Origin of the sequence: Streptomyces sp. NPDC046215 (assembly GCF_040646215.1) — a bacterium.
GTDB classification, from domain to species: domain Bacteria; phylum Actinomycetota; class Actinomycetes; order Streptomycetales; family Streptomycetaceae; genus Streptomyces; species Streptomyces stramineus.
This window is the reverse complement of the sequence record NZ_JBEYZW010000050.1, coordinates 31,085-52,535: the sequence shown is the minus strand read 5'-3', so window position 1 is coordinate 52,535 and position 21,451 is coordinate 31,085. Positions and strand designations below refer to the sequence as shown.

The window sequence follows — 21,451 nt, the reverse complement described above, 5'->3', positions numbered from 1 at the left end:
CGCACCGGTCGCGACCGGTGCGGACGCCCCTGCCGTCTGCGAGGATCCGCTCCGCCGTTGTGGTTTCGGGATGAAGCAGGCCCGCCAGGAAGCGCAGGGAGCGGACTGCGCCTCCTGCACGCAGCGGATCACCGGCGCGGTGAACGTGGTGGTGACGGGCAGCAGGGGTCCGCAGGTCCGCGTGCGGTTCGCCCACCCGGGCTGCATGCGTTCGGCCGTCACGGAGCTTGAGACCGGCGCGTCGGTCAACCCGGTGGACGACATGCGGATGAGTACCCTGCCTCCGAGCGCTTCCGGACACCAGTTGGCGGTCCTGGTCGCGGAACTGGTGAGCCCGCAGTTCTTCGCCGACACCCGGCAGGCTGAACTCACCGATGTGTTCGCGTCCTACCTCCAGCGCCGTGGTTTCACGCCCGCGAGTGCGACCACCAGTCCACCACCGCTGGTCAAGGAGTGGGTTGCCGTGCTCACCGCGGTGCCGGGCCTGCCGGGTGCGACCAGTCGCCTGACGGTCGTGGACCCACAGGGCACCTTCTTCTTCACCGGCCCCGTCTTCACGCCCACCCGCTGGCGCCGCACAGCGCTGGAGGCCGGGGAATACGCGCTTTACTACCGGCCCGCCGACCTGGATCCCGTCTCCCGTGGCTTCCCCCGACAGCGCCGGCTCCTGGAAGCCGCCGCCCGGGACGGGCACCTCCTGGCCGCACGGATCCCCTGCACGGACGACACCACCTTTCAGGAGGCCGCAGGGAGGCCGTGATGTCCCGCTGGCTGCTTCCCGGCGACGACGGGGGTCGTCCGTAGTCATCCGGGGCAGCTATGCGGCGAAGCCGACGTTGGTGACGTACTCGTACTGGCCCCACTCGCTGCCTAGATCAGGCAGGACATCGGTGGTCCACGCATCGTCCAGGCCCTGGTGGTCACCGGCCGCTCAGAAGATGACGATCTTGTCCCAGCGGCGCACGTTCATCGCCCGGTACTCCACCACCCGCTGCAGCGGCCGCGGCACCTGCGACTGGTTCAGGGGATGGATCTCGACACGAGTGCCGCGGCCGTCGCGGTTGAGACGGGCCAGGAGATGCCGGGCAACGTTCTGGCGGCGCACCGAAAGGTACGCGGCGTCGATGCGTTCCAGGTTGGCTTCCGACGGCGATCGTTGCCCTCGAGCCAGGCTTGAGGGTCCGGTCGGTGACGGTCAGCCCAGCCTATTGGGCAGCCTGGCGGCTCTTGCCGGTCCTGGTCAGGTAGTGCAGGCGCGCTATCAGAGCGCGCCGAGCGGTCACGGGGGTGGCGATGCCGCCCGCGGGTTCGTCGAGCTTGCGGGCGACTGCGTCGCTGCCCTTGATGCCGCGGGCGCCGTACTTCCCGAAGTCGAGGTTCTTCTCCGGCACTACTCCCCCTCCTCTTCCGTCTCGGTGTGTTCGGTGATGCGGATTCCGGCGGTGCAGGTGTCCTTCACCCTTACCTCGGCAACACCCCAGCGCTCAAGGAAGACACTGCGCCAGTCGCCGATGATGTGGAGTTCGTCGGTGCCCATCGCCGGGTGAGTCGTGACCCGCTTGGTACCCAACCGCCGTCAGAGGGCCGGGCTGCGGCCGTCGGCGGGAGTGTGGTGGGGCCAATCCAGTCGGCCTGCTGTCCGGCTTGGTGGCTACGGGTGCTATGCGGCTGAGAACCGTTGACGTTGCGGGGTATCGACGGGTAGGCCCAGGGTGTCGGCAAGGGTGAGCAGGCAGGCGTCGAGGCGGTGGAGGTGCCGGACGGCACGCTGTGCGGCCGGATCGGAGCCCTGGGGTGCCGGGGTGGTGGGCCTGCCGACAACGAGAGCGGCAGGCGTCGTCCATGCGGGGTGCGCGAGGGGTGTGCGCGGGTTGGTGTGGGTGATCAGCCTCTGAAGGGTTGCCTCGACGCGTGCGGCCGTGTCGCGGGTGGCCGGATCGGTGAGGGGCAGGACTGTGGTGAGGGTGGTGAGGTGCTTGGCTTGGGTGGCGCAGATGTCCAGCAGTCCGGTGAGGTAGTGGACGGTGCGGCGGCGTCGGCGCCAGGGGGTGGCGCCGTAGGTGAGGGGCTGAGCGGTGGTGCGCAGGTCGGCCAGTGCCTGGTCCAGCTGTCGTGCGGCGTCCACCGGGGCTGTGGTGCCGGGGCGGAGGGCCGCGTCGACGACCTGGCGCAGACGGGTGAGTGCGTCGCGCAGGCGGGCGTCGGCGGTTGCGGCGGTGGGGACGGGCCAGACGAGGTGGCCGGCGAGGATGCCGCAGACGGCGCCGACGGTGGTTTCGAGGACCCGGTCGGTCAGGGCGTGGCTGGTGGGGGTGGACAGGAGCGGAAGGGCGAGGGCGATGGTGGCGGTGACGAAGAAGGCCATCGCCGCGTGGGAGAGCTGCGCGGTGGCGGCGATCCCCAGGACTCCGGCGACGATCAGCGTCATGGTGGCGGTGGGGTGGCCGGTGGTCAGGCCGGCTGCGGCGAGGGCGGCCAGGATGCCGGCGAGGGTGCCGGTGGTGCGGCGGAATCCCTTGACGAGGATCTCGCCGGTGGTGGAGGTGCCCACGTAGATGGTCCAGCAGCTGAGCACGGCCCAGTAGGCGTGCGCCCCGCTGGTGATCAGGTTCCCGGCGACCAGGGCCGCGGCGGTGCCGGTGGCGGCCTGGGCCGCGGCCCGGGTGGTCGCCCGGCGAAGCCCCCGCGGCGCGGCATCGGGCCCCGGCGTGATGCCCGGGGAGGCGGGTGTGTGCTGCTGGTCGGCCTGGCCGTCGGGGCCCTGTGCAGTCGGCGCTGATGCGACGGGGCGGGGTTCCCCTGCATACAGGGCGGTCAGGGCATCGGCGAGATCGTCGATCGCCTCCCCCACCGGATCGGCGCCCTGCGCCGCGCCGTTCAGGTGCTGATGACGGGCCTTTGCGGCGTGCGGCTGTCGGCGCACCAGGGCGTGCAGGGTGGTCAGGCCGGCTGCGGCGTGTGTGACCCGGGAGCCGGCGGCGGGCGGTGGGGGCTGCGCGCTGACCGTCGCCGGGGCGTGCGGGAGGTGGAGGGCGAGTGCGGGTGCGGGGTGGCCGAGCAGCGCCAGGGTCCCGACGGCCAGGCGCTCGGCGGCCAGGTCGATTTCCACGATCCGGCGCTGCACCTCGCCACTGGTACCACCGGGGAGCGCGGGCGGGCCGGCCGGTGGCGTGAGGAGCAGGGCGGTGCTCCGGTGCAGCCGCGTCAGGTCCCTCCGCACCCGCGCCGCCGCCTGGTTCACCGGCCGGCCCGGGGCCGGCGGGTGGGTGGCGAGGGTGGTGAGGGTGTGCAGCAGGCGTTCCAGGCAGGCATCGAGGGCCCGGAGTAGCCGGGCTGCCGAGCGCTGCCCGGTGACGGGGGCCAGCGTCAGGCGAGTGAGGGCGCCGGCGGTGAAGGCGATGGCCTGGGCGGCGTAGAGGCCGGTGAGCAGCGCGGGGGTGGCCTGGATGAACTGGGTGGCGAAGTACGCCTGGAAGGCGAGGGTGCCCAGTGCGGTGGCACGCTTGCCGAACCGGCGCGCGTATACCGCGCCGAACACCAGGGCCACCAGTACGACGCCGGACGCGAGTGGAGTGGTGGTGAGCAGGGCGCCGAGCGTGGCGGTGGCCAGGACGGCGGGGACGGCGAGGGCGAGGGTGCGCAGCTGGTCGAGGGTGCGGGGGTCGGAGATGGTCAGGGAGGAGACCATCGCGGTGGCCGTGCCCACCAGGATGAGCGGTGGGGCGGCGCCGGAAGCGGCGAGCACGGCCATGGTGAGCAGCATGGTGGCGGCGATGCGGGCGGCGGTGGCGGCGCGCAGCAGGCCGGGGTCGGCGGAGGTGACGGCATCCACGAGGGTGGCTGCCGCCGCCCGGACGGGGGTGGGGGTGTGCACTGCTGTCGTACCGCTTCTGATCGGGCCGAGCCCGGTAGGGGGTCAGGGCTGCCAGGTTTCGGTGGCGTACTTCTTCATTACCTCGGCGATGTCCGCGGGCTTGAGTCCCTCGGGGCCGGGCTTGAGCCGCTGGAGGTCGCGGAAGTACTCGATGTACAGGTCGGGGGTGGTGGTGAACAGGATGCTGGCGTCCTGGTCGTTGTCGGGGTTGCCGAAGGTGTGGGGGGTGCCGATGGGGGCGGTGACGAGCTGTCCGGGGCTGACGCGGTGGGTGTCGTGGCCGGAGGTGAAGTCGACGGTGCCGGCGAGGACGAAGAAGGTCTCCTCGTGCTTGCGGTGCAGGTGCTGAGGCGGGCCGCTGAAGCCGGGAGCCAGCCACAGCTCGGCGATACCCAGGCGCTTGTCGGTCCGCGAGCCGTCCTCGAGGATCCGCACCCGGGTGCTGCCCATGTCGAGCAGGTCGCCGTCGTTCTGGGTGACAAGGTTGATGGTCACGGCCAAGGTCTCCGATCGTCGTGCCGAAAAGCAAACACGTGCAGTTTTATGCGGTAACCACTGTTTTGCGCGGTTAACGCGCGGTGGGCGCCTGTTCCGGAACACGGCCGGTGGCGTACCGGTAGGAGGCGGTGACGACCTGCCGGACGAGAGCGAGTTCGTCCGCGTCGCGGGGTGCGTAGACCATGAGGGCGTTGGCCCGCCGCGGGTGGTAGAGCGGGTGACGCTCACCCCGGCCGGCATCCAGCACCACGGCCTGGTCGTCCGGGTGGAGGGCGAGGTGGAGGCTGCCGTCGGCGTGCAGGTGGACGAATTCCGTGCCGCGCGGCGGCATGAGTACCGCGCCATCGGCGGGCGGGGCCGTCAGGTGCAGGGCCCAGCTGTCGGGGACGGAGATCCCCGAGCGGCCCGGGCGGGTGCCGTCCAGCGTGGTGGCCATCCACCGCTGAAGAGCCTCCCGCACAGCCGGGGGGCTGGCCTGGGACAGTTGCAGGTGCGGGATGAACGAGCCGGTGCGCGGGCGGTCACCGGCGCGCGGGGGAAGGGAGGTCAGGGACATGGTGCGCATTCCTTGTACGGGGGTGCGCCCGCGCCGAGCGGCGGGCCGGATGCCGGCGCTCGCGCCACGGTGAGCGGGGCCGGTATCTCCACGCTAGTAGCCGCCGGATAGTGGTTTCCCTGACGAAACCACCGCGCGCGGAACCAAACACGCAGGTCAGAGGCGCCGATGGTGTTTCATGCCCGCTTGCGAGAGGTCGCTGGGAGCCCGTCAGCCGTCAGCCGTCAGCCGTCAGCCGTCAGCCGTCAGCCCAGGCTTCCTCTTCCGCGCGGGCGGTGTCGTAGGCGCGGCGGGCGGCCTCGACCTCGGCGAGGTGGTCGGTACCCCAGGCGGTCAAAGTCCGGAAGACAGGCGTGAGGGTGCGACCCAGGTCGCTGAGCGCGTACTCCACCCTCGGCGGGATGTCCGGGTGGTAGGTCCGCTCGATGAGCCCGTCGCGTTCGAGCTGCCGCAGCCGGCTGGTGAGGATCTTCGGGGTGATCTCAGGGATCAGGCGCTGCAGGGCGTTGAACCGCAGCGTGCCGTGATGTCCGAGGGTCCACAGGATCGGGGTGGTCCAGCGGCTGAAGATGATGTCACCGACCGGACTGACCGGACAGGCCACCACCGCCTCACTGGCCTGGTCAGCAGTCCTCGCGGGCGTGGCGGAACCTGGTCGGCGCGGCATGAGGGCACTCCCGGAGAACGAGGACGGTAAGGCGGAAAGGCGCGGCCCGGCGGCTGCGGGCCCCCCGCAGCCGACTGAAGCCGCTGACATGACAAAGGCGGCCGGAGCCCCGGTATGTCCAGTGTCGCCGCGACACCAGGGGCGCTTTCGTCAGGGAAACCACTATCTCCACGGTAGTAGCGTGGAGGAGTCGCCGCACGACGGACGCGCCACCGCCGCGCTCCCCGCTGCACGGCAGCCGGGCGCCTCACCCCCCGGCCATACCGGGCGCAGCGCACCTGAACCGGTCGCCTGACACCCCCCGGTCCCCGTCCGCCTCGCGGGCGGTCCCCGCTGCCCAGCCCCTTCCTCACCGAGTCCGGAGTTTTCCTGTGAGTGTCGCTTTCACTCCCTTTGACCTGGCGGGTGCCAAGCTCGCCAACCGCATCGCGATGGCCCCCATGACCCGCAGCCGCGCCCACGGCGGCAGCGGCGTGCCGACCCCCGCCATGGCCACGTACTACGCCCAGCGGGCCTCCGCGGGCCTGATCGTCACCGAAGGTGTCCAGCCCAGCGCCGTCGGCCAGGGCTACCCCGATACCCCCGGCCTGCACACCGCCGAGCAGGTCGCCGGATGGCGGCAGGTAACCGACGCCGTCCACGCGCAGGGCGGGGTGATCTTCGCGCAGCTGATGCACACCGGCCGCATCGGCCACCCCAGCCTCCTGCCCGCCGGCCTCGCCCCCGTCGCGCCGTCCGCCGTCGCAGCCCGCGGGCAGGTCTACACCCATCAGGGCCCGCAGGACTTCGTCACGCCCAAGGAGCTGAACGAGGCGGAGATCGCGGCGACGATCGCCGATTTCGTCACGGCCGCCCGCAACGCGGTGGAGGCGGGCTTCGACGGCGTGGAGATCCACGGCGCCAACGGCTACCTCATCCACCAGTTCCTCTCCGACAACGCCAACCAGCGCACCGACGGCTGGGGCGGCAGCACCGAGGGGCGGATCCGCTTCGGCGTCGAGGTCGCCACCGCGGTCACCGATGCGATCGGCGCCGAGCGGGTCGGTTTCCGTATCGCGCCGGGCAACCCGTTCAACGACGTCACCGAAAACAGCGTCGCCGAGGTCTACACCGCCCTGCTGGGCCGCCTGGCTTCCCTGGGCCTGGCGTACGTGCACATGGTCGAAGGCCCCGGCCGCGATCTGACCCGCCACCTGCGGCAGGTGTGGCCCGGCACGTTCGTCCTCAACCCCTTCACCCACCCCGACGCCACCGGGCCCAAGGACCTGGCCCTGGTCGACGAGGGGCTCGCGGACCTCATCGCCTTCGGCGCCATGTTCGTCGCCAACCCCGACCTGCCCCGCCGTCTCGCCACCGGCGGCCCGTACAACACCCCCGACCGGGCCACCTTCTACGGCGGCGACGAACGCGGCTACACCGACTACCCCACCCTCAACTGACCCACCCACCACACCGGTGGCCACCCCTGTGCCGTCCGCCGTTCGGGGGACGACCCACGGCAACACACCAGAGGGCACACCACCGGCGGGTAGTGCAGCCACACAGCCCGCCGCCCCCGCCCAGCAACTCTGTGAGGAGCTTTACCATGTCACAGGCCATCCGCTACACCACCTACGGCGACGCCGACGTCCTGCAGCTGACCGAGGTCCCCCTGCCCGAGCCCGGCCCGGGCCAGGTCCGCATCGCGGTGAGGACGGTCGGCGTCAACGCCCTGGACTGGAAGATCCGCAAGGGCTTCTTCTCCGACGGCAAGCCCCTTCCCGGCCCGGCGGGCACGGGCATCGAGCTGGCCGGCACCGTCGACGCCATCGGCGACGACGTGTCGCAGTGGCAGGTGGGCCAGGCCGTTTTCGGCCGCTCGGCCACCGGTGGCGCAGCCGCGACTCACGACCTCGCCGGTGCTGACGAGATCTTCGCCAAGCCCGAGTGGCTGTCCTTCGAGCAGGCCGCCGCTCTGCCGGTCGCGGTCGAGACCGCCTACCGCACCCTGCGCGAACTGGGCGTGCGCGAGGGCCAGACCCTCTTGGTGCACGCCGCCGCCGGCGGCGTCGGCCTGATCGCCACCCAGCTCGCCCGCGCCTGGGGCGTCACCGTCATCGGCACCGCCAGTGAAACCAACCACGCCTTCCTCCGCGAGGTCGGCGCGATTCCCGTCACCTACGGCGAGGGCCTGGCCGACCGCGTCCGCGCCGCAGCCCCCCAGGGCATCGACGCCGTCCTCGACGGATCCGGCCGTGGCGTCCTGCCCGACTCGATCGCCCTGACCGGCGACCCGGAGAAGGTACTCACTATCGCCGACCCCACCGCCGCGGAACACGGCGTCCGCTTCTCCGGCCGGCCGGGCCCCGCAGGCCTCGCCCTGGAAGCCGTCCTTCCCCTCATCGAACAGGGCAAGATCCGCACGCCCGTCGACTCCGTCTACCCGCTCCAAAAGGCCGCTGACGCCCACCGGCACAGCGAGAACGGACACCTCCAGGGCAAAATCATCCTCACCGCCGGACAGTAGTCCCACGTGTGACTTGCAAGGACCCCGTGTGTCGGTCGTGACGATGGAGGCCAAGGTCCTCATCAGAAGTCTTTCCCGGGATCACTGCTGACGGGCCCCTTCACCAGACCCCCAACACCCGCCCCGCTACGGCTCCGTATCCGTATCCGTATCCGTGCACACAGGTAGCGCGCACCCAGCGCACACCGCATGACGCGCGTCAGGGGCTGGTCCCCGCGGCCCGCCTCGGGGCAGAGAAGGAGGGCCCGCGCGGAACCCGGGCGGTCAGGGATTCACGTGCGGGCCGCTCTCGTGGGGTCGGGGTCGTCAGACTCCGGTCAGGGTGTACGTACTCGTACCGTCCTGCCTGCCGCTGGAGTACTGGCGGATCAACTCCCCGTCCGCGTACCGGTCGTGACCCATCATGGAGCCGGTGTGCTTGTTCTGCAGACCGATCTTCGAGCTGCCGGGTACGTCGCGGTAGATGTAGAACCGCTGGAGGTCGTCCTCTCCGCAGGTGGCCGTCGTCAGGTAGGCCTGTTCCTGGTTGGCTATGTTCGCCGGGATGGTGGCGCATCCGCCGTTGCCCCAGTTCCACAGGGTCGCCTCAAGGACTCCGCTGTTCTCCGTGACGTTGCACAGGCGCCAGTTGTCCAGGTGGGCACTGGTCCAATTCGATTGGCGCAGGCGGATGCCGTCGTTGGCCAGGAGCGGTGCGCTCCAGTTCAGGGGCTTGCCAGGGACGTCGATCTTGTAGGCGCCGGGCTGGCAGTTCAGGGCGGCCCGGGTGGCGGGCTTGGCGGCCCGGGTGGCCTTCGTGCTCTGGGCGGCTGTGGCGGCGTTGTTGGCGTCGCGCTTGGCCTTCTCAGCCTTGGGCGTGGAGACGGGTCCGGCCGGGTGTTTCGCGGTGGCGGCGGGAGAGCCGCAGTCGAGGAGGTCCTGCGCCTTGCGCATGATGCTGGTGGCGGGGACCTTGTCCTCGCAGCGGACCGCGCCTTCTTCGAGAGTGGTGTAGGTGGTGTAGCTGCCGCTCTCGGGCCCATTGACCCACTTGGTGGCGTAGGTACCGTTGCCGGTGTCGACGCGGTTGCAGTTCAGGCTGCCGTACTGACCTGTGACCTTGCGGGTCCCCTCATACAGGGCGTAGTAGCCGGGCAGGCGGAAGTCCCAGGAGATCGACTTGGACTCGCTGCTGGTGGTGCTGGAGGCTATCTGCACGTTCAGGCCCAGGCTCCCGCCCACCTGGCCGAGCAGTTCGACCTGGAAGCTGCCCTGGATGTTGGCGGAGAGGCCGACCTGGACCGTGACCACGGTCTGTGTACTGGTCTCGATCGTCTGGGAGCCCGTTGACCCCTCGGTGACGTACCAGCCCTTGAAATGCGTGATCGTCGGAACGACCTGCGTGGTCTTGATGTACGGGAAGCGCTTGCCGAGGTCCGCTGACGTACAGGAATCGCCGAGCTTGGGCTGGCCGGCCGCCGGAGCGGCCGGCTTGGCCGCGGCCGGACCCGCTGGAGCAGCCGTCGCCGTCGTGGCGGCGAGCGCTGAGGCAGCGACCGCGGTGAGGACTGTCAGTCCTCTTCTCCAGAGGCCGGGTGATCGTGAATGACGCATCGTGCTCATCCCCCTTGGACCGGTCTCCGCGTGGGGCACGCGGGAGTTCCGGCCGGTGGTGTGGTCGGTGTGATGGTGAACGGTTCTTGATCAGGGTGAACTTAGCGTCGGCAGCGTTGGGGGGACGATGGCGGAATCAGCCAGTTCCGGGGGCAATCCTTGGCCCTTTATGGACTGTTCGGCGGCCTTGACTTGCCCGGTTTCATCAGAATTTCATGGGCGTAGAGATAATCCGCCACCACCATTGTGCCAATGGGCTGTTTGGTCGTGAATCTGCTGCCGTCAACCCCGACGGCGGGCAGCTCCCCTTGCAGTCCCTCGTCGTGTGCCGGTGCGTCCGACCGCCCGCCGAGCAGTCACGTTATTCAGTCAACTTCCGGAGCCCGAAACCGCGTTCCTTCAGTGGGTCACGGCGGCCTGCGTATTTGCGCGCTCGCCCGAACGGCTCTATGAACGACGGAAGCAGATCGCCACCAGCACGGTGAAGGGAATCCATCGGAGGCGGTAGGCCTGCACGAGAGTTCCGTCGGAACCAGCGGCAGGCATTTCGATCGAGGAGACCATGTCAGGGTAAATCGGCCGGCCCTGGCCGCGCGATATCACCGATGCCGTACCTTTCCCCGAGCACCGTCGCCTGTCCGAGGAAAGGCCGGCCCCGTTCATGGCCGCCTCTGCTCGGGGCAGAGGAATCCCTTGCCGACCGCGATCAGATGCGCTAGCCGGGCGACTAGGGCGTGTGAGCACCGGAGTCGGCCGGCGTGTAAGCAGACCACCGCGTAGCGGCACGGCACGACAATCTCGCCTGCCACCATGCCGGGCGCCCTATAGCCCATGGCCCACTGTGCGCCCGGCCGGCCCGACAGCGTCCGCATGAGCCCCGAGCACATCCGGTACGCGCACCAAGACCGTATCAAGCAGAAAACACGGAGTAGAGGATGAACATGCCCAGACCAGGTTTACGTCGCCACCGCGGAGGGCGGGACCGAAAGCAGAACAAGCTGAGCCGCGCCCTGTCAGGGGCGACGGTGGCCGCGACGGCCTTCGCTGTCGCGTTCAGTGGTGGCACTGCGACGGCCGCCTCCGCGTCCACGTATCCGGCCGACCACGGGACCGCCGTCTCCGAAGGCCCGACGGAACACACCATCACATCCAAGATGACCACGGTGCGGGTGACAGAGCTGGTCACCACGACACCGGACCGCGCGGGCAACGTCACCGTGCGCCTGGTCAACGGGAAGACCATTCCCATCCCGGCGGCCCACAAGGACCTGGTGATGCGCCGCGCCGCCCAGCAGGCCAAGACCCCGCTCAAGGCCGCCGAGCCCAAGCCATGCGGCATCACCTGGGTCAGGCTCAAGGAGAAGTCCAACCATCACCCGTTCGCCATGGAGACCGGGTTCAATGTCTTGGGCGGGAGCGCCATCGGCTACAAGTGGCGCGTCACCATCAAGGGGCCGAACGACTACGCCCACGAGTACACCAGTCAAGGCCAACTTGCCTTGCGCGGCACCTGGCAGGGCGGCTACACGAGCGATAAGAACCAGGGCGAGGGACTCTACATAGCCGAGGTCGATGCCGGCATATCCCACTTCCAGTTCCTGAACGGCGACCTCTGCTTTGCGGAGCCGGCGCGCAGAACGGAGCGCCTCACCAAGCCGAAGGCCGCATGCCTGAAGATGATGCAGGCCAATAGCGGCGACGGGTGGATCCTCAACAGCACCCAACCGGTCCCGCGCCGCAACAAGACCGACCCGAGCAGCCCGGCCGGTACCCGGGCAGCCGGGGCGCAGGCCTGCCTGAGGAAGAAGCTCGGCGACGGCAGCGCGGCTTTGGGGGACATCACCGGCTGGCAGGACGCACAGGACTTCGCCCGCCCGCACGCCGCGCCCGGTACCCCAGCGCCGTACGGGCTCGCCCGGTGTCACCTGATCGCCAGCATTCTCGGCGGGAAAGGGCAGATACGGGACGGCGGGCAAGACAACCTCGTCCCCTGCTGGCAGGTGGGGATGAACACCGGAACACCCAGCATGTGGACCTATGAGAAGCAGGTGAAGGACGCGGTTGAGGCGGCTACCATGGGGCCCGATGATGCGGTCTACTACCAGGTGACACCCCTCTACAAGGACAGCGACAGCACAGTCCCCACGGGCGTCACCATGAGCGCCGCGATTCAGCGGGCGGACGGAACACAGAGCCTGCTGCCCCTCTCCGGCGTCACCAACACCAAGGCGAACACCGGGCTGCTCAACCTCGGAAACTGATCTCAACCAGTTAGTGCCTACGGGAGCCAGTATGAGTCGCACCACCCCGCCGCGGCCGCTCGACACCACCGCGCTCTTCCCTCAACTGGCCCCGCTGGCACGCACGGCCACCCGACTGCACCCCCGCCCCGGGTCACCGTCGGTGCACGACAGTTCCGTCGGCGGGCCGCTGCTGTGGCCCGCCGACGAGCCGTGGCCGCACTGCGACGAGCCGCACGAAGGACACGGTGCGAACGCAGGACCCTCGCCGGCAAACGTGCGGCTGCTGCGTCGCCACCGGGCGGCCATAGAAGACCGGCGGCGCCGCGAACCTCAGGGCCCCTGGGCAACGCGCGAGGAATTGGCGACCGACGATCGGCTTCAGGCCGACCGCCCCTGGCCCCAGGGCCCCGTCGCCATGCTGCCCGTGGCCCAGCTGTACGCGCGTGACGTTCCGCAACTCCGCACGCTCGCGCCGTCCGAGGCCGATCTCCTTCAGGTCCTCTGGTGTCCCTTCGACCACCCGGCGAACCCCAGGCCCCTACTGTTCTGGCGGACCGCCGCCGAGGTCGTCGATATCCTCGGCGCCCCTCCCGATCCTTCCGTCATCCAGTTCTCCGACTATCTGCCCGAACCCTGCCTGTTCGCACCGGAGCAGGTCACCGAATACCCGAACTTTCTAGAGCTGAGCAAGGAGCTGCAGGAGCAACTGGGCGACTGGCACAGGTGGCGAGCGGCTGGATCAGCGGTGGACAGCTCCTACGAGGCCGCCCCGGAGGAGTTCTACCTGAACCACCTCTCGGTCTCCCCCGGCTGGAAGGTCGGGGGCTGGAGCAACTGGGGCCTCACCGACCCCATGCCCCGGCGCTGCCCCGGGTGCGACACCGAGATGGACCCGCTGCTGACGATCGCCTCGACCGAATGGGACGGTGGCAGCGAGAGCTGGGCCCCCATCGAGGACCAGGCCGGCGACACACCACCCCTGCCGCAGGGAAATCCCCCGGCGAACTTCACCAGGGTCGTCCTCGCCGGGGGCTATGGCATGCAATTTCACATCTGCCCGGCATCCCCGGACCATCCGTACATCGAACTGATTCAGTGAGCCTCTTTCATCCTGAATATCCGCAGTTCAGCAGTGTGTGGACGAGACCATGGAGTGTCAGCGGCGGGCGGTGGGGAGAAAGCCCAGGAGGTGCGCGCAGGCGCGTCAGAGTGATCGGTGCATGGCGCGGTTGAGCTGCCGATCCCCGCTGCGGTTGAGCCGGTGCCGGTTGGTGAGCCCAGAGGAGGCGAGGGTCGGCGAGACGCCGGCGAAGGACGCGAAGGCGGCTTCCGAGCGGAAGCGGCCCCGGTGGGACCACCTGACCAGGATCTGAGCTGCGGTGATCGGCCCGACACTGAGCTGCCCGAGCTCTGGGGCGGCCCTCCCGGACCAGGACGAGGATCTCTTTACGGGCCCGTGACGGAGAGCCCGCTGTGTCCGGGATGTTCTTTTGTCTGGGACATGCGTGATCTCAGCAGGCGATACAGCAACAAGTGGGGGCAGAACTGTGGCGACATGGCCCGTGCGGGATCAGGACCGTGGCAGCGGGAGATGGCCACCTGCCGCCCGACCTCCAGAGACGCCTTCTCGCTCACATCGGCGGAGCCGCGCTCGTCGAGCAGGTCCACGCCTTGCGCGAAGCCGCGTCCCCGGCCCCACGCGACGTTCGGCGCGCAGTCCTCTCGGTTGCCCGTTATCCGCTCCATTTAGAACACCCGTGCTCCGCCCTTTGGCCTGTTCCGGCCTCGGGGAACATAGGTACAGCGGTTATCGATGAGAACGATCATGGCCGTCTAGCACAGTGATCCACTTCGCCGCTGGGGTTCGGTGAACGCCTCCGGCCTCGGTCCGGGGCTGGCTACGGTCCGGCTCGTGCCGGTGGAATTTCTGAGCGATGAGCAGGCCGAGGCGTACGGGACGTTCGCCGAGGAGCCGACGAGGCCCGAGCTGGAGCGGTTCTTCTTCCTGGACGACGTGGACCGGGACCTGATCGCCCTGCGGCGGACGGAGCATCATCGGCTCGGGTTCGCGCTCCAGATGTGCACGGTTCGATATGTCGAACTATTTCTGGAGGACCCGCTCGCGGTGCCGTGGCCGGTGGTCGAGCACCTGGCCGTGCAGCTCGGCATCGAGGACCCGTCGGTGGCCAAGCGGTACACGGAGCGACGTCAGACGCTGTACGACCACGCGTGGGAGATCCGGGACGCCTACGCCGACCACCCCTACGAGGACGCCGAGTGGGGCCGACGGTTCCGTACGTTCCTGCACGGGTGGGCGTGGACGCACGCCGATGGCCCGAAGGCGCTGTTCGACCACGCGGTGGGCTGGCTGCGCCGTCACCGGGCCCTGATGCCCGGGGTGTCCGTGCTGGCCCGGCAGGTGGCGGAGGCGCGGACGGTCGCGGAGAAGCGGCTTCACGCCACCGTCGCGGGCGCCGCCCGCCGCGCGGACCCGGCGCTGCCCGGGGATCTGGTGGCGACGCTGAAGACGCCGGAGGGCTCGCGGTTCTCGGAGCTGGAGCGGCTGCGCCGGCCGCCGACGCGGACAACGGGTACGGCGTTCGCCGAGTACGGGCGGATCGCGAAGACCGAGCACCTGTTGCGGGTGGCCGACCCGGTGGACGACACACCTACCGCCGGCAGATGAACCGGCAGCTCACCGCGCAGGAGTCCCGCCACAAGCTGGCCCGGGACGTGTGCCACGGCAAGCGCGGCACCATCCACCAGGCGTACCGCGACGGGATGGAGGACTAGCTCGGCGCGCTCGGCCTGATCCTCAACGCCATCGCGCTCTGGACCACGAAGTACATCGACGCCGCCGTCGCCCAGCTCCGCGCCGAGGACAACGAGATCCGGGAAGAGGACATCGCCCGGCTCTCCCCGCTCAAGCACCGCAACCTGAACCTGCTCGGCCGCTACAGCTTCACTGCCAGTGTTCCTGCCGCCGGTGCCCTGCGTCCGCTGCGCGACCCGGAGGCGCCCGAACTGGATGAGGACGAAGAGGGCGATGAGTGAGCGCCAGGGGGCTGCTCGACGGTTACGCAGTGCCCTCGATTTCGGCCCGCACCCGGGCGGCGGGCGTCACTTCTTGTCAGTGCCGGGTTCCGCGTTGATGGATGCCTGGTAGACATCCGCGTAGGTAGGGGAGTCCTTGACCAGGTCGTCGCAGAACGCGGCGACGTCGGTGCCGATGAGTTCCACAACCCCCTTGCCTGCGGCGACGCCCTCCTCGAAGAAGTCGACGATCCCGGGGAGCAGGGGCCCGTCAGGCAGGCTGATCGGCCCGACTTTGAACAGGTACTTCTGCATCTCCTTGTAGACGATCTGGTAGTCCGGCGGGAGTGCCTTGACCCGAGCCACGTGCGCCCGCCACTGTTTCTTGCCTTCGATGATGTCCTGGATGCTCATGTCAGCCTCCCAGCCGGCTCAATTTCCTCGCGACGTTCCTGTTCAACTGCTCGCGCCATCGGTCGCGATAAGTCCGGGCCCCTGCTCCGCCGGCCAGCGCGGTGCAGAAGCCTTGGATGTCCTCGCCGAGCACCTCGTGGACGCTCTGGCCGTCCGCCGCTGCTACTTCGAGCAGCCCTAGGGCGGAGTCGAGGATCGGCATCAGGTTGCGACCGGTGAAGTCCCCGTAGGGGAAAAGGTGGGCGATGGTCTGCCCCCATGCCGCCCGGTAGTCGTCCGGGAGGACCTCGGCCCTGGCCTCGAACGCCTTCCATTCCCTGGTGAGATCGCTGCCTGTGACCTTCTCCCAGAAGTTCATCTCCCGCCCTCCTTGAGCCTGTCGATGCGTGATGAGAGGTACTGCCACTTCGCCCAGAACTTCGCGAGTTCCTCGCGTCCGGCGTCGTTGAGCGCGTAGAACTTGCGCGGCGGACCGACCCCGGATGGCCGTTTCGTCACCTGGACGAGCCCGTTCCTCTCCAGCCGCAGCAAGATGGCGTACACCGTCCCCTCGATGACGTCGGTGAAGCCGAGCTCGTTCAGCTGACGGGTGATGGCGTACCCGTAGGTTTCCTCGCTGCCGATGATTTCGAGCACGCACCCTTCGAGCGTGCCCTTCAACATCTCCGTCAGGTCGTTCACCGCAGGTGCTCCTCAACTTGCCGGTACTACGTGGTACCGAGTACCGCTATACAGTAACACCGAGTAGCGGAGGGCGGCAGTATCGATCGAGGAGCGGGGCATTGCGGAGCCGGTCCGATGAGTGGCCGCCGCTGTGGAGCCCGGGGCCTCGCCGACCGGTCCTGGATTTGCGTCTACCGGATCCCCAGGTTCCTTGTCGGCCAGCTTGTGCCTGTCGGCAAACGATGGCGACAGGCGGCTGACGCGTCCAATGCACCCGGGAAATCCGGGGGTTCGCGGCGGCGCGCATCCAATCAGGTCCGATGGTGATCGCTGACAGGGTTTGACGACAGATAGGGTCCGATCCTCCGTACGGAAGGGGCCCCTCGGTGGCAAACCTGGTCTACAAGCGGGTCTCGACCGACCAGCAGTCCACCGCCCGGCAGGACCTCGTCCTCGCCGAGGCCGGGATCGAGGGCCCGGTCGTCTTCGAGGAGGACCCTGGCACCTCCAGCCGCCTCCACCCGCTCCAGCGTCCGGAGTTCGGTGAACTGCTCACCTACGCGCGGCCGGGCGACACCGTGCACATCTCCGTGATGTTCCGCCTCGTGCGCGGCAACCAGCACATCCTCGACGTCCTCGAAGTCCTGCACCGCGACCAGCTCGCCCTGCGCATCCACGACGGCGCGTTCTCCGCCATGGACCCCACCGCCCGCCACCCCCCGCACCGGCGAGCTGTTGTCCACCGTGAAGTTCATGGTGGAGACCCTCGCCGCCGCAGGCGAACTCCAACGCGACCTCCAGCGCGAGCTGACCCACGACGGGCTGCGCGCCGCCGAGACCAAGGGCGCGAAGGGCGGGCGCCGCCCAACCGTGGCGGCCGCCCAGGCCGCCGATGTACGCACCGCGTACCTGGAAGGCCGCTCCATCGCGGCCCTCGGCTGTGACCACGGTGTCAGTCGCGGCGCCATCCGTACCGCTGTCGCCGACCTCCTGCCCGACCACGCCGACAGCGAGGAGGGCCCTCCCCTCCTGGAGCTGCCGGTCACCCTCGACATGCCCGGCAAGGTCGCCGACTACCTCCGCACCACCGAACTGGAGCCCGCCGAGCGCGCCGCGCTCGACCAGGGGGTGACCGTACGGCGCGGCGGCCAGGGCTACACCCTGCGCGTCAGCGCCTTCCCCGCCGTGCACCGCCTGCTTCTCGCCCGCTGCCAGCCGCTCGACGGCGGCCGGGTCTTCCCGCAGTGCCAGCCCAGCGCAAGGCCCGCCGCGAGTACGAGAACAGGGTCAGCGCACTCGCGCCCTGACCATGATCGTTCTCACCGATAACCGCTGTACCGATGTTCCCCGTGGCCGTCTTCGCCGGCTTCACCACCGCGTCCTTCGGCACGGAGGTGGTTGCGGTGTGGCGCAAGGGGCACTTGGCGGTGGCCCGTGGCCGGCGCGGAGTGGCTGTCGTCGGTGATCGCCCGGCTGGAGAGCTGATCGGAGGTACTGGCGCGCCTGCCGGTGATCGCCAACAGTGCGCTGGTTGTCCGTGGTGACCGGCTGGTCGTGCCCTACCAACCGCAGGATGGGGGCCAGGGGGCGACGGCCGTGGAGGTCCCAGTTGCGGTACACCGCGCCTGTGCGTATGGCCCTGGCCGCGGCCGGCTCACCGATCCCGCTTGCCGACGTGCTGCGCGAGTTGGCAGCGGGCTTTCCCGAGGCGGGGCGGAGCGGGTCGCCGGGCTGCTCACGGAGCTGGTAGCTCGGCGGGCACGATCACCGCTCTGCACGCCCCACCACCGTGACCGCCCCCTTGGAGTACGTGCTGACGCACTTGCAGGCCCGAGCCCTGCGGACCTACAAGTGCGCCCGGTTCCAGGACGCATGTCCTGTCCGACGCGGACGGGCTGCCCCTACGCGTTGAACTCCCCGCGGTCAAGACCCACGACAGCCAGGCGCTGCAGCCAGTGCTGTACCACTTTCACATGCGACACGAATCCCACGCAGCCGACTCCAGGGGGGAGCCAGTCGGAGGTGGCGGGTTTCTCCCACGGCCGGCGGAGGTCCTCGGCGAAAGGCCGGACGAGCCGGAGCTGAGTGTGAGCGACGATCAAGATCCAGGTCCAGCGGTCTGCTGCCTTGGGAATACGGTGCTTCGGAGTGGTCCAGGCGAGGGTCTGCTTCGCAAGCGGAAGGTGTACGCCAGGTCGAAGCGGCGGAAAAACGCCTGCCAGAAGTCGAGCATGTCGCCGAGGATGCCATAGACAAGGCCGTCGACGACCTGATGGGGCGAGTGGTCGCAGGCCCCGAAACCGCCCTGGCTCCGCCCAAGCCGACACGTGATCGGAACAACCGCCGGGGCTGAAAGGTCGCCGCCCGCACCGGCCGCACGTGGCTCGCCGCATGGGAGGGCGCCGGGTGGCTGGCCCCCGAGACCTACACCCAACATCTGGCCCGCTACGACGATGTCGCCGCCGTCGGCGTCACCTGCCTCGCCCCTGTAATCCTGCTGCCCCAGCCGGTCTACCGGAAACACACTGGTCAGATGACCCAGCAGGGGGCGACGACAAGCTGGATACAGCAGCACGGCGGCACGCCTGGAACGTCGGACGCAGCCTTCGCACCGCCGTCGCCCTGTGCGGCCTCCAGGATTGGCGACTTCGCTGGCAATGAAGCCGTCTCATGGAAAACGGATTGGTAAATCTGCGATCCCACCGACGATGACTCCATTGCGCCCGCACTCTGTTGTGGCTCTGCGCCACCCGCCCCCGTGCGGTTCGTAGCTTGGCAGTACGCAGCATGGGCAGCACGCGCGAGTTCACACCCTCGCCTTTCGTGTGGGTCGCGTTGGCCGGGTGGATGAGGGTCCGGGCAATGGCCTGGCTACCGCACCTGATGTGTTGTGTCGGTGTTCCACAGGTGGTCGATGCAGGTGATGCCCGGTGCTCCGGTAGCTGCCGGGCGCGGTGCTTGTGTGACGGTGACGGAGGAGAGGTCGAGGCCGGGTGAGCGGTAGCGGCCGGTCATCTGCTGCGGATACCACGACAGCGCGGTGGCGGGGTAGGCCAGGGCGGTGTTCAGGTAGTCGATCAGAACCGCGGGTGCCTGCTGTCGCGCCAGGACGTGGACGCGGCGCACCGCCTCTGCGATGGCGCGGTCGGCGAGTTCGGCGACGCGTTGGGCGGCCTGGTGGATGGTGATGCCGTATTCGTGCGCGAAGGCGGGGATCGTGTTGCCGCCCGTGGCGGAGTCCGGGCGCAGTTCGCCGTCGCGGTACAGCTCGGTGTATCCGGAGTAGAGGTCGTTGTGCATCGCTGTGGTGAGCGCGCTCAGTTCCCACACCGCGGCGGCTTCGCGTGAGCGCGCGTCTTCCTCGGTCAGCTCGGGGTAGGCAATGGCGGTGTAGGCCGCGACGACCGGCATTCCGGCGGTGACCAGCCGGTGCCGCAGGGCTTCGTCCAGGGTCCGACGGCTCTGTGCGGCGTGCCGGCTCTCGGCCCCGAACCACTCCAGGAAACGCGTGATGTAGCACTCGTACTTGCCTGGAGAGGTGGTGGCCCGCAGGGGACGGTTGGCGGCTAGGAACGCCTTCGCGAGCGGGCTGGTGAGGAATGCGTCGATCCCGGGGTCCGCGATCAGTTTGATGACCTGGGGCGGGGTGAGACCGAGTAATCCGCCTGTCATTCCCTGCAGGAATTCGGAGGCGTGCTCGTCTCCCGTCTGGGGGTTGTCTGCGAAGAACGCCAGCATGTAGGCGGGGGCGATGGCGATGAGCCTTGCGATGTTGCCGGTGGGGTGGCAGGTACTGAATACCTCCCCCAGCCTGAGGTTCCGGTACACCCGCCGGTATTCCTCCACCTCGAACAGCCCGACCCGCCACAGCCACGCCTCCACGCCGCGCACTACCTGGTCGGCGTGGGCGTGCGGCCGGACGGGGACAGGCATGTACAGCGCGGGGATCATGTAAGGCAGGTCGCCGTTATCCGTTGTCTTTCCGTCCGCCATCGCCCCTCCCGGACCGGAAACCGGGTGGCAACCGGCGGTGTGGCTGCCTCGTCGGCGTGCCCCGCTCGGAGACTACCCCCGAGCTCCTCCGCCAGTCCCCCGTTCCGTCAGCTCTCACGGTGGGTAACCATGCGCGCGAGGACGGCGAGCTCGGCAGCCCGGCCTCGCCGGGCCTGTGCCTCTGCCGCACCCGGCTGACAGCACGATTCCTTCGGCATCCGAGTGTGCCCCATCTACTTCCGCCCGCCCACATTCGGCTGGGAGAATGCACCTCTCAATGGGATCTGTATGCTTTTTGGCTGCGGAGGGAAGAGCGATGACAGCGGAGCCCTTCACCCGCCCTGCCCGTGACGCCCGGCAGGTGCTGGCCGATGCCGCCGCGGTGACCGGACCGGCTGTGCGGGAGGCGGTCACGCGGCTGCCGCACCGGATCCGGCATCCGGTGGGGATGCACTTCGGCTGGTGGGACACCGACGGCACGGAGCTTTCCGCCGTGACGGGCACAGGGAAGAGCGTGCGGCCCGCGCTGACCCTGGGGGCGTGCGCAGCGGTGGGGGGCAGCCGGTCAGCGGGGGTGGCGGCGGCGGTGGCCGTCGAGCTGGTCCACAACGCCTCGCTCCTGCACGACGACATCATCGACGGCGACCTCACCCGCCGGGGCCGCCCCACGCTGTGGGCCCGGATGGGCGTACCGGCCGCGGTTCTGGCCGGTGATGCCCTGTTCTTCCTAGCCGTTCATGTGCTGGCCACCGCTCAACCACCGATGGACACTTCGGCGGGAGTGGCGGTGCTCACGGCCTCGGTACAGGAACTGATCGAAGGCGAGTACACCGACACACTCCTGGAGGGCGAAGGCGGGACGGGAGCCTCGCTGAAGGAGGTCCAGGCGATGGCGGCGGGCAAGACCGGTGCCCTGATGGCCGCCGCGTGCGCGCTGGGGGCACTGGCCGGCGGCGGGGACGAACCGCGGGTCGCGCACCTGCGAGCGTTCGGGGCTCACCTCGGGGCTGCCTTCCAGCTCGTCGACGATCTTCTCAGCATCTGGGGCGACCCGCAGCGCACCGGCAAACCGGCCGGCTCCGACTTGGCCGCCCGCAAGAGATCCCTGCCCATCGCGGCTGCGCTGGGCGCCGACGACCCAGCCGCACAGCAGTTGCGTGCCCTGTACGCGTGCCCCGGCCCGCTGTCCTCCGCCGAGCAGGAGCTGACGGCCCGCCTGGTGGAACAGGCCGGAGGTCGCGCCTGGGCAAGGCACGAATGCGAACGGCACACCCGACAGGCCCTGGAACGCCTGCACGGCGCCCGACCCGAACCGGGCGCCGGGGCCGAACTCACGGCTCTGGCCCGCCTGCTCACCACCCGCGACCACTGACACCTGACAGACCGGCACAGGAACCGCCGTGGAGGCACC

General features: G+C 69.5%; 17 protein-coding genes and 5 pseudogenes. 9 read left to right on the top strand and 13 right to left on the bottom strand.

The annotated features are described in order from the left end of the window. A partial coding sequence (locus ABZ951_RS21690; protein ID WP_361280482.1) for a hypothetical protein occupies positions 1-760 on the top strand: 760 nt, incomplete at its 5' end. Between the two features lie 57 nt (positions 761-817). On the opposite strand, the pseudogene ABZ951_RS21685 reads toward ABZ951_RS21690, so the two are convergent. The 6 genes and pseudogenes from ABZ951_RS21685 to ABZ951_RS21660 form a co-directional block, all read right to left on the bottom strand. Beyond that, positions 818-1,391, bottom strand: a pseudogene (locus tag ABZ951_RS21685) (transcriptional regulator). Continuing rightward, positions 1,391-1,537, bottom strand: coding sequence for a hypothetical protein (locus ABZ951_RS21680; RefSeq protein ID WP_344084311.1), 147 nt, complete (start codon positions 1,535-1,537; stop codon positions 1,391-1,393). The pseudogene ABZ951_RS21685 and the gene ABZ951_RS21680 overlap by 1 nt, the downstream one beginning before the upstream one ends. 123 nt (positions 1,538-1,660) lie before the next feature. Beyond that, positions 1,661-3,874: an FUSC family protein gene (locus tag ABZ951_RS21675; RefSeq protein ID WP_361280480.1), complete on the bottom strand. Its 2,214-nt coding sequence runs from the start codon at positions 3,872-3,874 to the stop codon at positions 1,661-1,663. A 42-nt stretch (positions 3,875-3,916) separates the two neighbouring features. Continuing rightward, positions 3,917-4,369, bottom strand: coding sequence for a cupin domain-containing protein (locus tag ABZ951_RS21670; protein ID WP_344084102.1), 453 nt, complete (start codon positions 4,367-4,369; stop codon positions 3,917-3,919). A 73-nt stretch (positions 4,370-4,442) separates the two neighbouring features. Continuing rightward, complete coding sequence (locus ABZ951_RS21665) at positions 4,443-4,928, bottom strand: luciferase family protein (RefSeq protein ID WP_344084099.1); 486 nt, start codon at positions 4,926-4,928, stop codon at positions 4,443-4,445. A gap of 238 nt (positions 4,929-5,166) precedes the next feature. After that, positions 5,167-5,595: a helix-turn-helix domain-containing protein gene (locus tag ABZ951_RS21660; RefSeq protein ID WP_344084096.1), complete on the bottom strand. Its 429-nt coding sequence runs from the start codon at positions 5,593-5,595 to the stop codon at positions 5,167-5,169. A gap of 371 nt (positions 5,596-5,966) precedes the next feature. On the opposite strand from ABZ951_RS21660, the gene ABZ951_RS21655 reads away from it, so the two are divergent. Both ABZ951_RS21655 and ABZ951_RS21650 read left to right on the top strand, forming a co-directional pair. After that, positions 5,967-7,034 (top strand): alkene reductase, encoded by a 1,068-nt coding sequence (locus ABZ951_RS21655; protein WP_344084093.1) that lies wholly within the window; start codon positions 5,967-5,969, stop codon positions 7,032-7,034. A gap of 146 nt (positions 7,035-7,180) precedes the next feature. Then, positions 7,181-8,101, top strand: a complete 921-nt coding sequence (locus tag ABZ951_RS21650) for an NADP-dependent oxidoreductase (RefSeq protein ID WP_344084090.1) — start codon at positions 7,181-7,183, stop codon at positions 8,099-8,101. Between the two features lie 306 nt (positions 8,102-8,407). Here the strand turns inward: ABZ951_RS21650 and ABZ951_RS21645 are convergent, their stop codons facing one another. Beyond that, on the bottom strand, positions 8,408-9,694 hold the full coding sequence (locus ABZ951_RS21645; protein ID WP_344084087.1) for a hypothetical protein: 1,287 nt from the start codon (positions 9,692-9,694) through the stop codon (positions 8,408-8,410). A 935-nt stretch (positions 9,695-10,629) separates the two neighbouring features. Between ABZ951_RS21645 and ABZ951_RS21640 the strand changes: the two genes are divergently transcribed. Together ABZ951_RS21640 and ABZ951_RS21635 are read left to right on the top strand one after the other, a co-directional pair. Then, on the top strand, positions 10,630-11,955 hold the full coding sequence (locus tag ABZ951_RS21640) for a DNA/RNA non-specific endonuclease (RefSeq protein ID WP_344084084.1): 1,326 nt from the start codon (positions 10,630-10,632) through the stop codon (positions 11,953-11,955). 31 nt (positions 11,956-11,986) lie between these two features. Then, the gene (locus ABZ951_RS21635; RefSeq protein ID WP_344084081.1) at positions 11,987-13,036 is read left to right on the top strand and encodes a hypothetical protein; all 1,050 of its coding nucleotides are present in this window, start codon (positions 11,987-11,989) and stop codon (positions 13,034-13,036) included. A gap of 117 nt (positions 13,037-13,153) precedes the next feature. Here the strand turns inward: ABZ951_RS21635 and ABZ951_RS21630 are convergent. Beyond that, a pseudogene (locus tag ABZ951_RS21630) lies at positions 13,154-13,327 on the bottom strand (transposase); the annotation flags it as partial. Positions 13,328-13,849: 522 nt separating this feature from the next. On the opposite strand from ABZ951_RS21630, the pseudogene ABZ951_RS21625 reads away from it, so the two are divergent. Continuing rightward, positions 13,850-14,991: pseudogene (locus ABZ951_RS21625) on the top strand (DUF4158 domain-containing protein). Positions 14,992-15,057: 66 nt separating this feature from the next. On the opposite strand, the gene ABZ951_RS21620 reads toward ABZ951_RS21625, so the two are convergent. From ABZ951_RS21620 to ABZ951_RS21610, 3 genes are read right to left on the bottom strand one after another with little or no spacing between them, the layout of a single operon-like run. Beyond that, positions 15,058-15,384, bottom strand: a complete 327-nt coding sequence (locus ABZ951_RS21620) for a DUF1048 domain-containing protein (RefSeq protein ID WP_344084078.1) — start codon at positions 15,382-15,384, stop codon at positions 15,058-15,060. Position 15,385: 1 nt separating this feature from the next. Then, positions 15,386-15,742, bottom strand: coding sequence for a DUF1048 domain-containing protein (locus tag ABZ951_RS21615; protein WP_344084075.1), 357 nt, complete (start codon positions 15,740-15,742; stop codon positions 15,386-15,388). Beyond that, positions 15,739-16,065, bottom strand: coding sequence for a PadR family transcriptional regulator (locus ABZ951_RS21610; RefSeq protein WP_344084073.1), 327 nt, complete (start codon positions 16,063-16,065; stop codon positions 15,739-15,741). The genes ABZ951_RS21615 and ABZ951_RS21610 overlap by 4 nt, the downstream gene beginning before the upstream one ends. A 368-nt stretch (positions 16,066-16,433) precedes the next feature. On the opposite strand from ABZ951_RS21610, the pseudogene ABZ951_RS21605 reads away from it, so the two are divergent. Then, positions 16,434-16,697 (top strand): annotated as a pseudogene (locus ABZ951_RS21605) (recombinase family protein); the annotation flags it as partial. Between the two features lie 103 nt (positions 16,698-16,800). Then, complete coding sequence (locus ABZ951_RS21600; RefSeq protein ID WP_344084070.1) at positions 16,801-17,376, top strand: hypothetical protein; 576 nt, start codon at positions 16,801-16,803, stop codon at positions 17,374-17,376. 698 nt (positions 17,377-18,074) lie between these two features. On the opposite strand, the pseudogene ABZ951_RS21595 reads toward ABZ951_RS21600, so the two are convergent. Both ABZ951_RS21595 and ABZ951_RS21590 read right to left on the bottom strand, forming a co-directional pair. After that, positions 18,075-18,283 (bottom strand): annotated as a pseudogene (locus tag ABZ951_RS21595) (transposase); the annotation flags it as partial. A gap of 635 nt (positions 18,284-18,918) precedes the next feature. Further along, positions 18,919-19,980: a terpene synthase family protein gene (locus tag ABZ951_RS21590; RefSeq protein WP_344084067.1), complete on the bottom strand. Its 1,062-nt coding sequence runs from the start codon at positions 19,978-19,980 to the stop codon at positions 18,919-18,921. 376 nt (positions 19,981-20,356) lie between these two features. Between ABZ951_RS21590 and ABZ951_RS21585 the strand changes: the two genes are divergently transcribed. Next, a complete protein-coding gene (locus ABZ951_RS21585; protein WP_344084064.1) occupies positions 20,357-21,412 on the top strand; it encodes a polyprenyl synthetase family protein in 1,056 nt (351 codons plus the stop codon). The last annotated feature ends 39 nt before the right edge of the window (positions 21,413-21,451 follow it).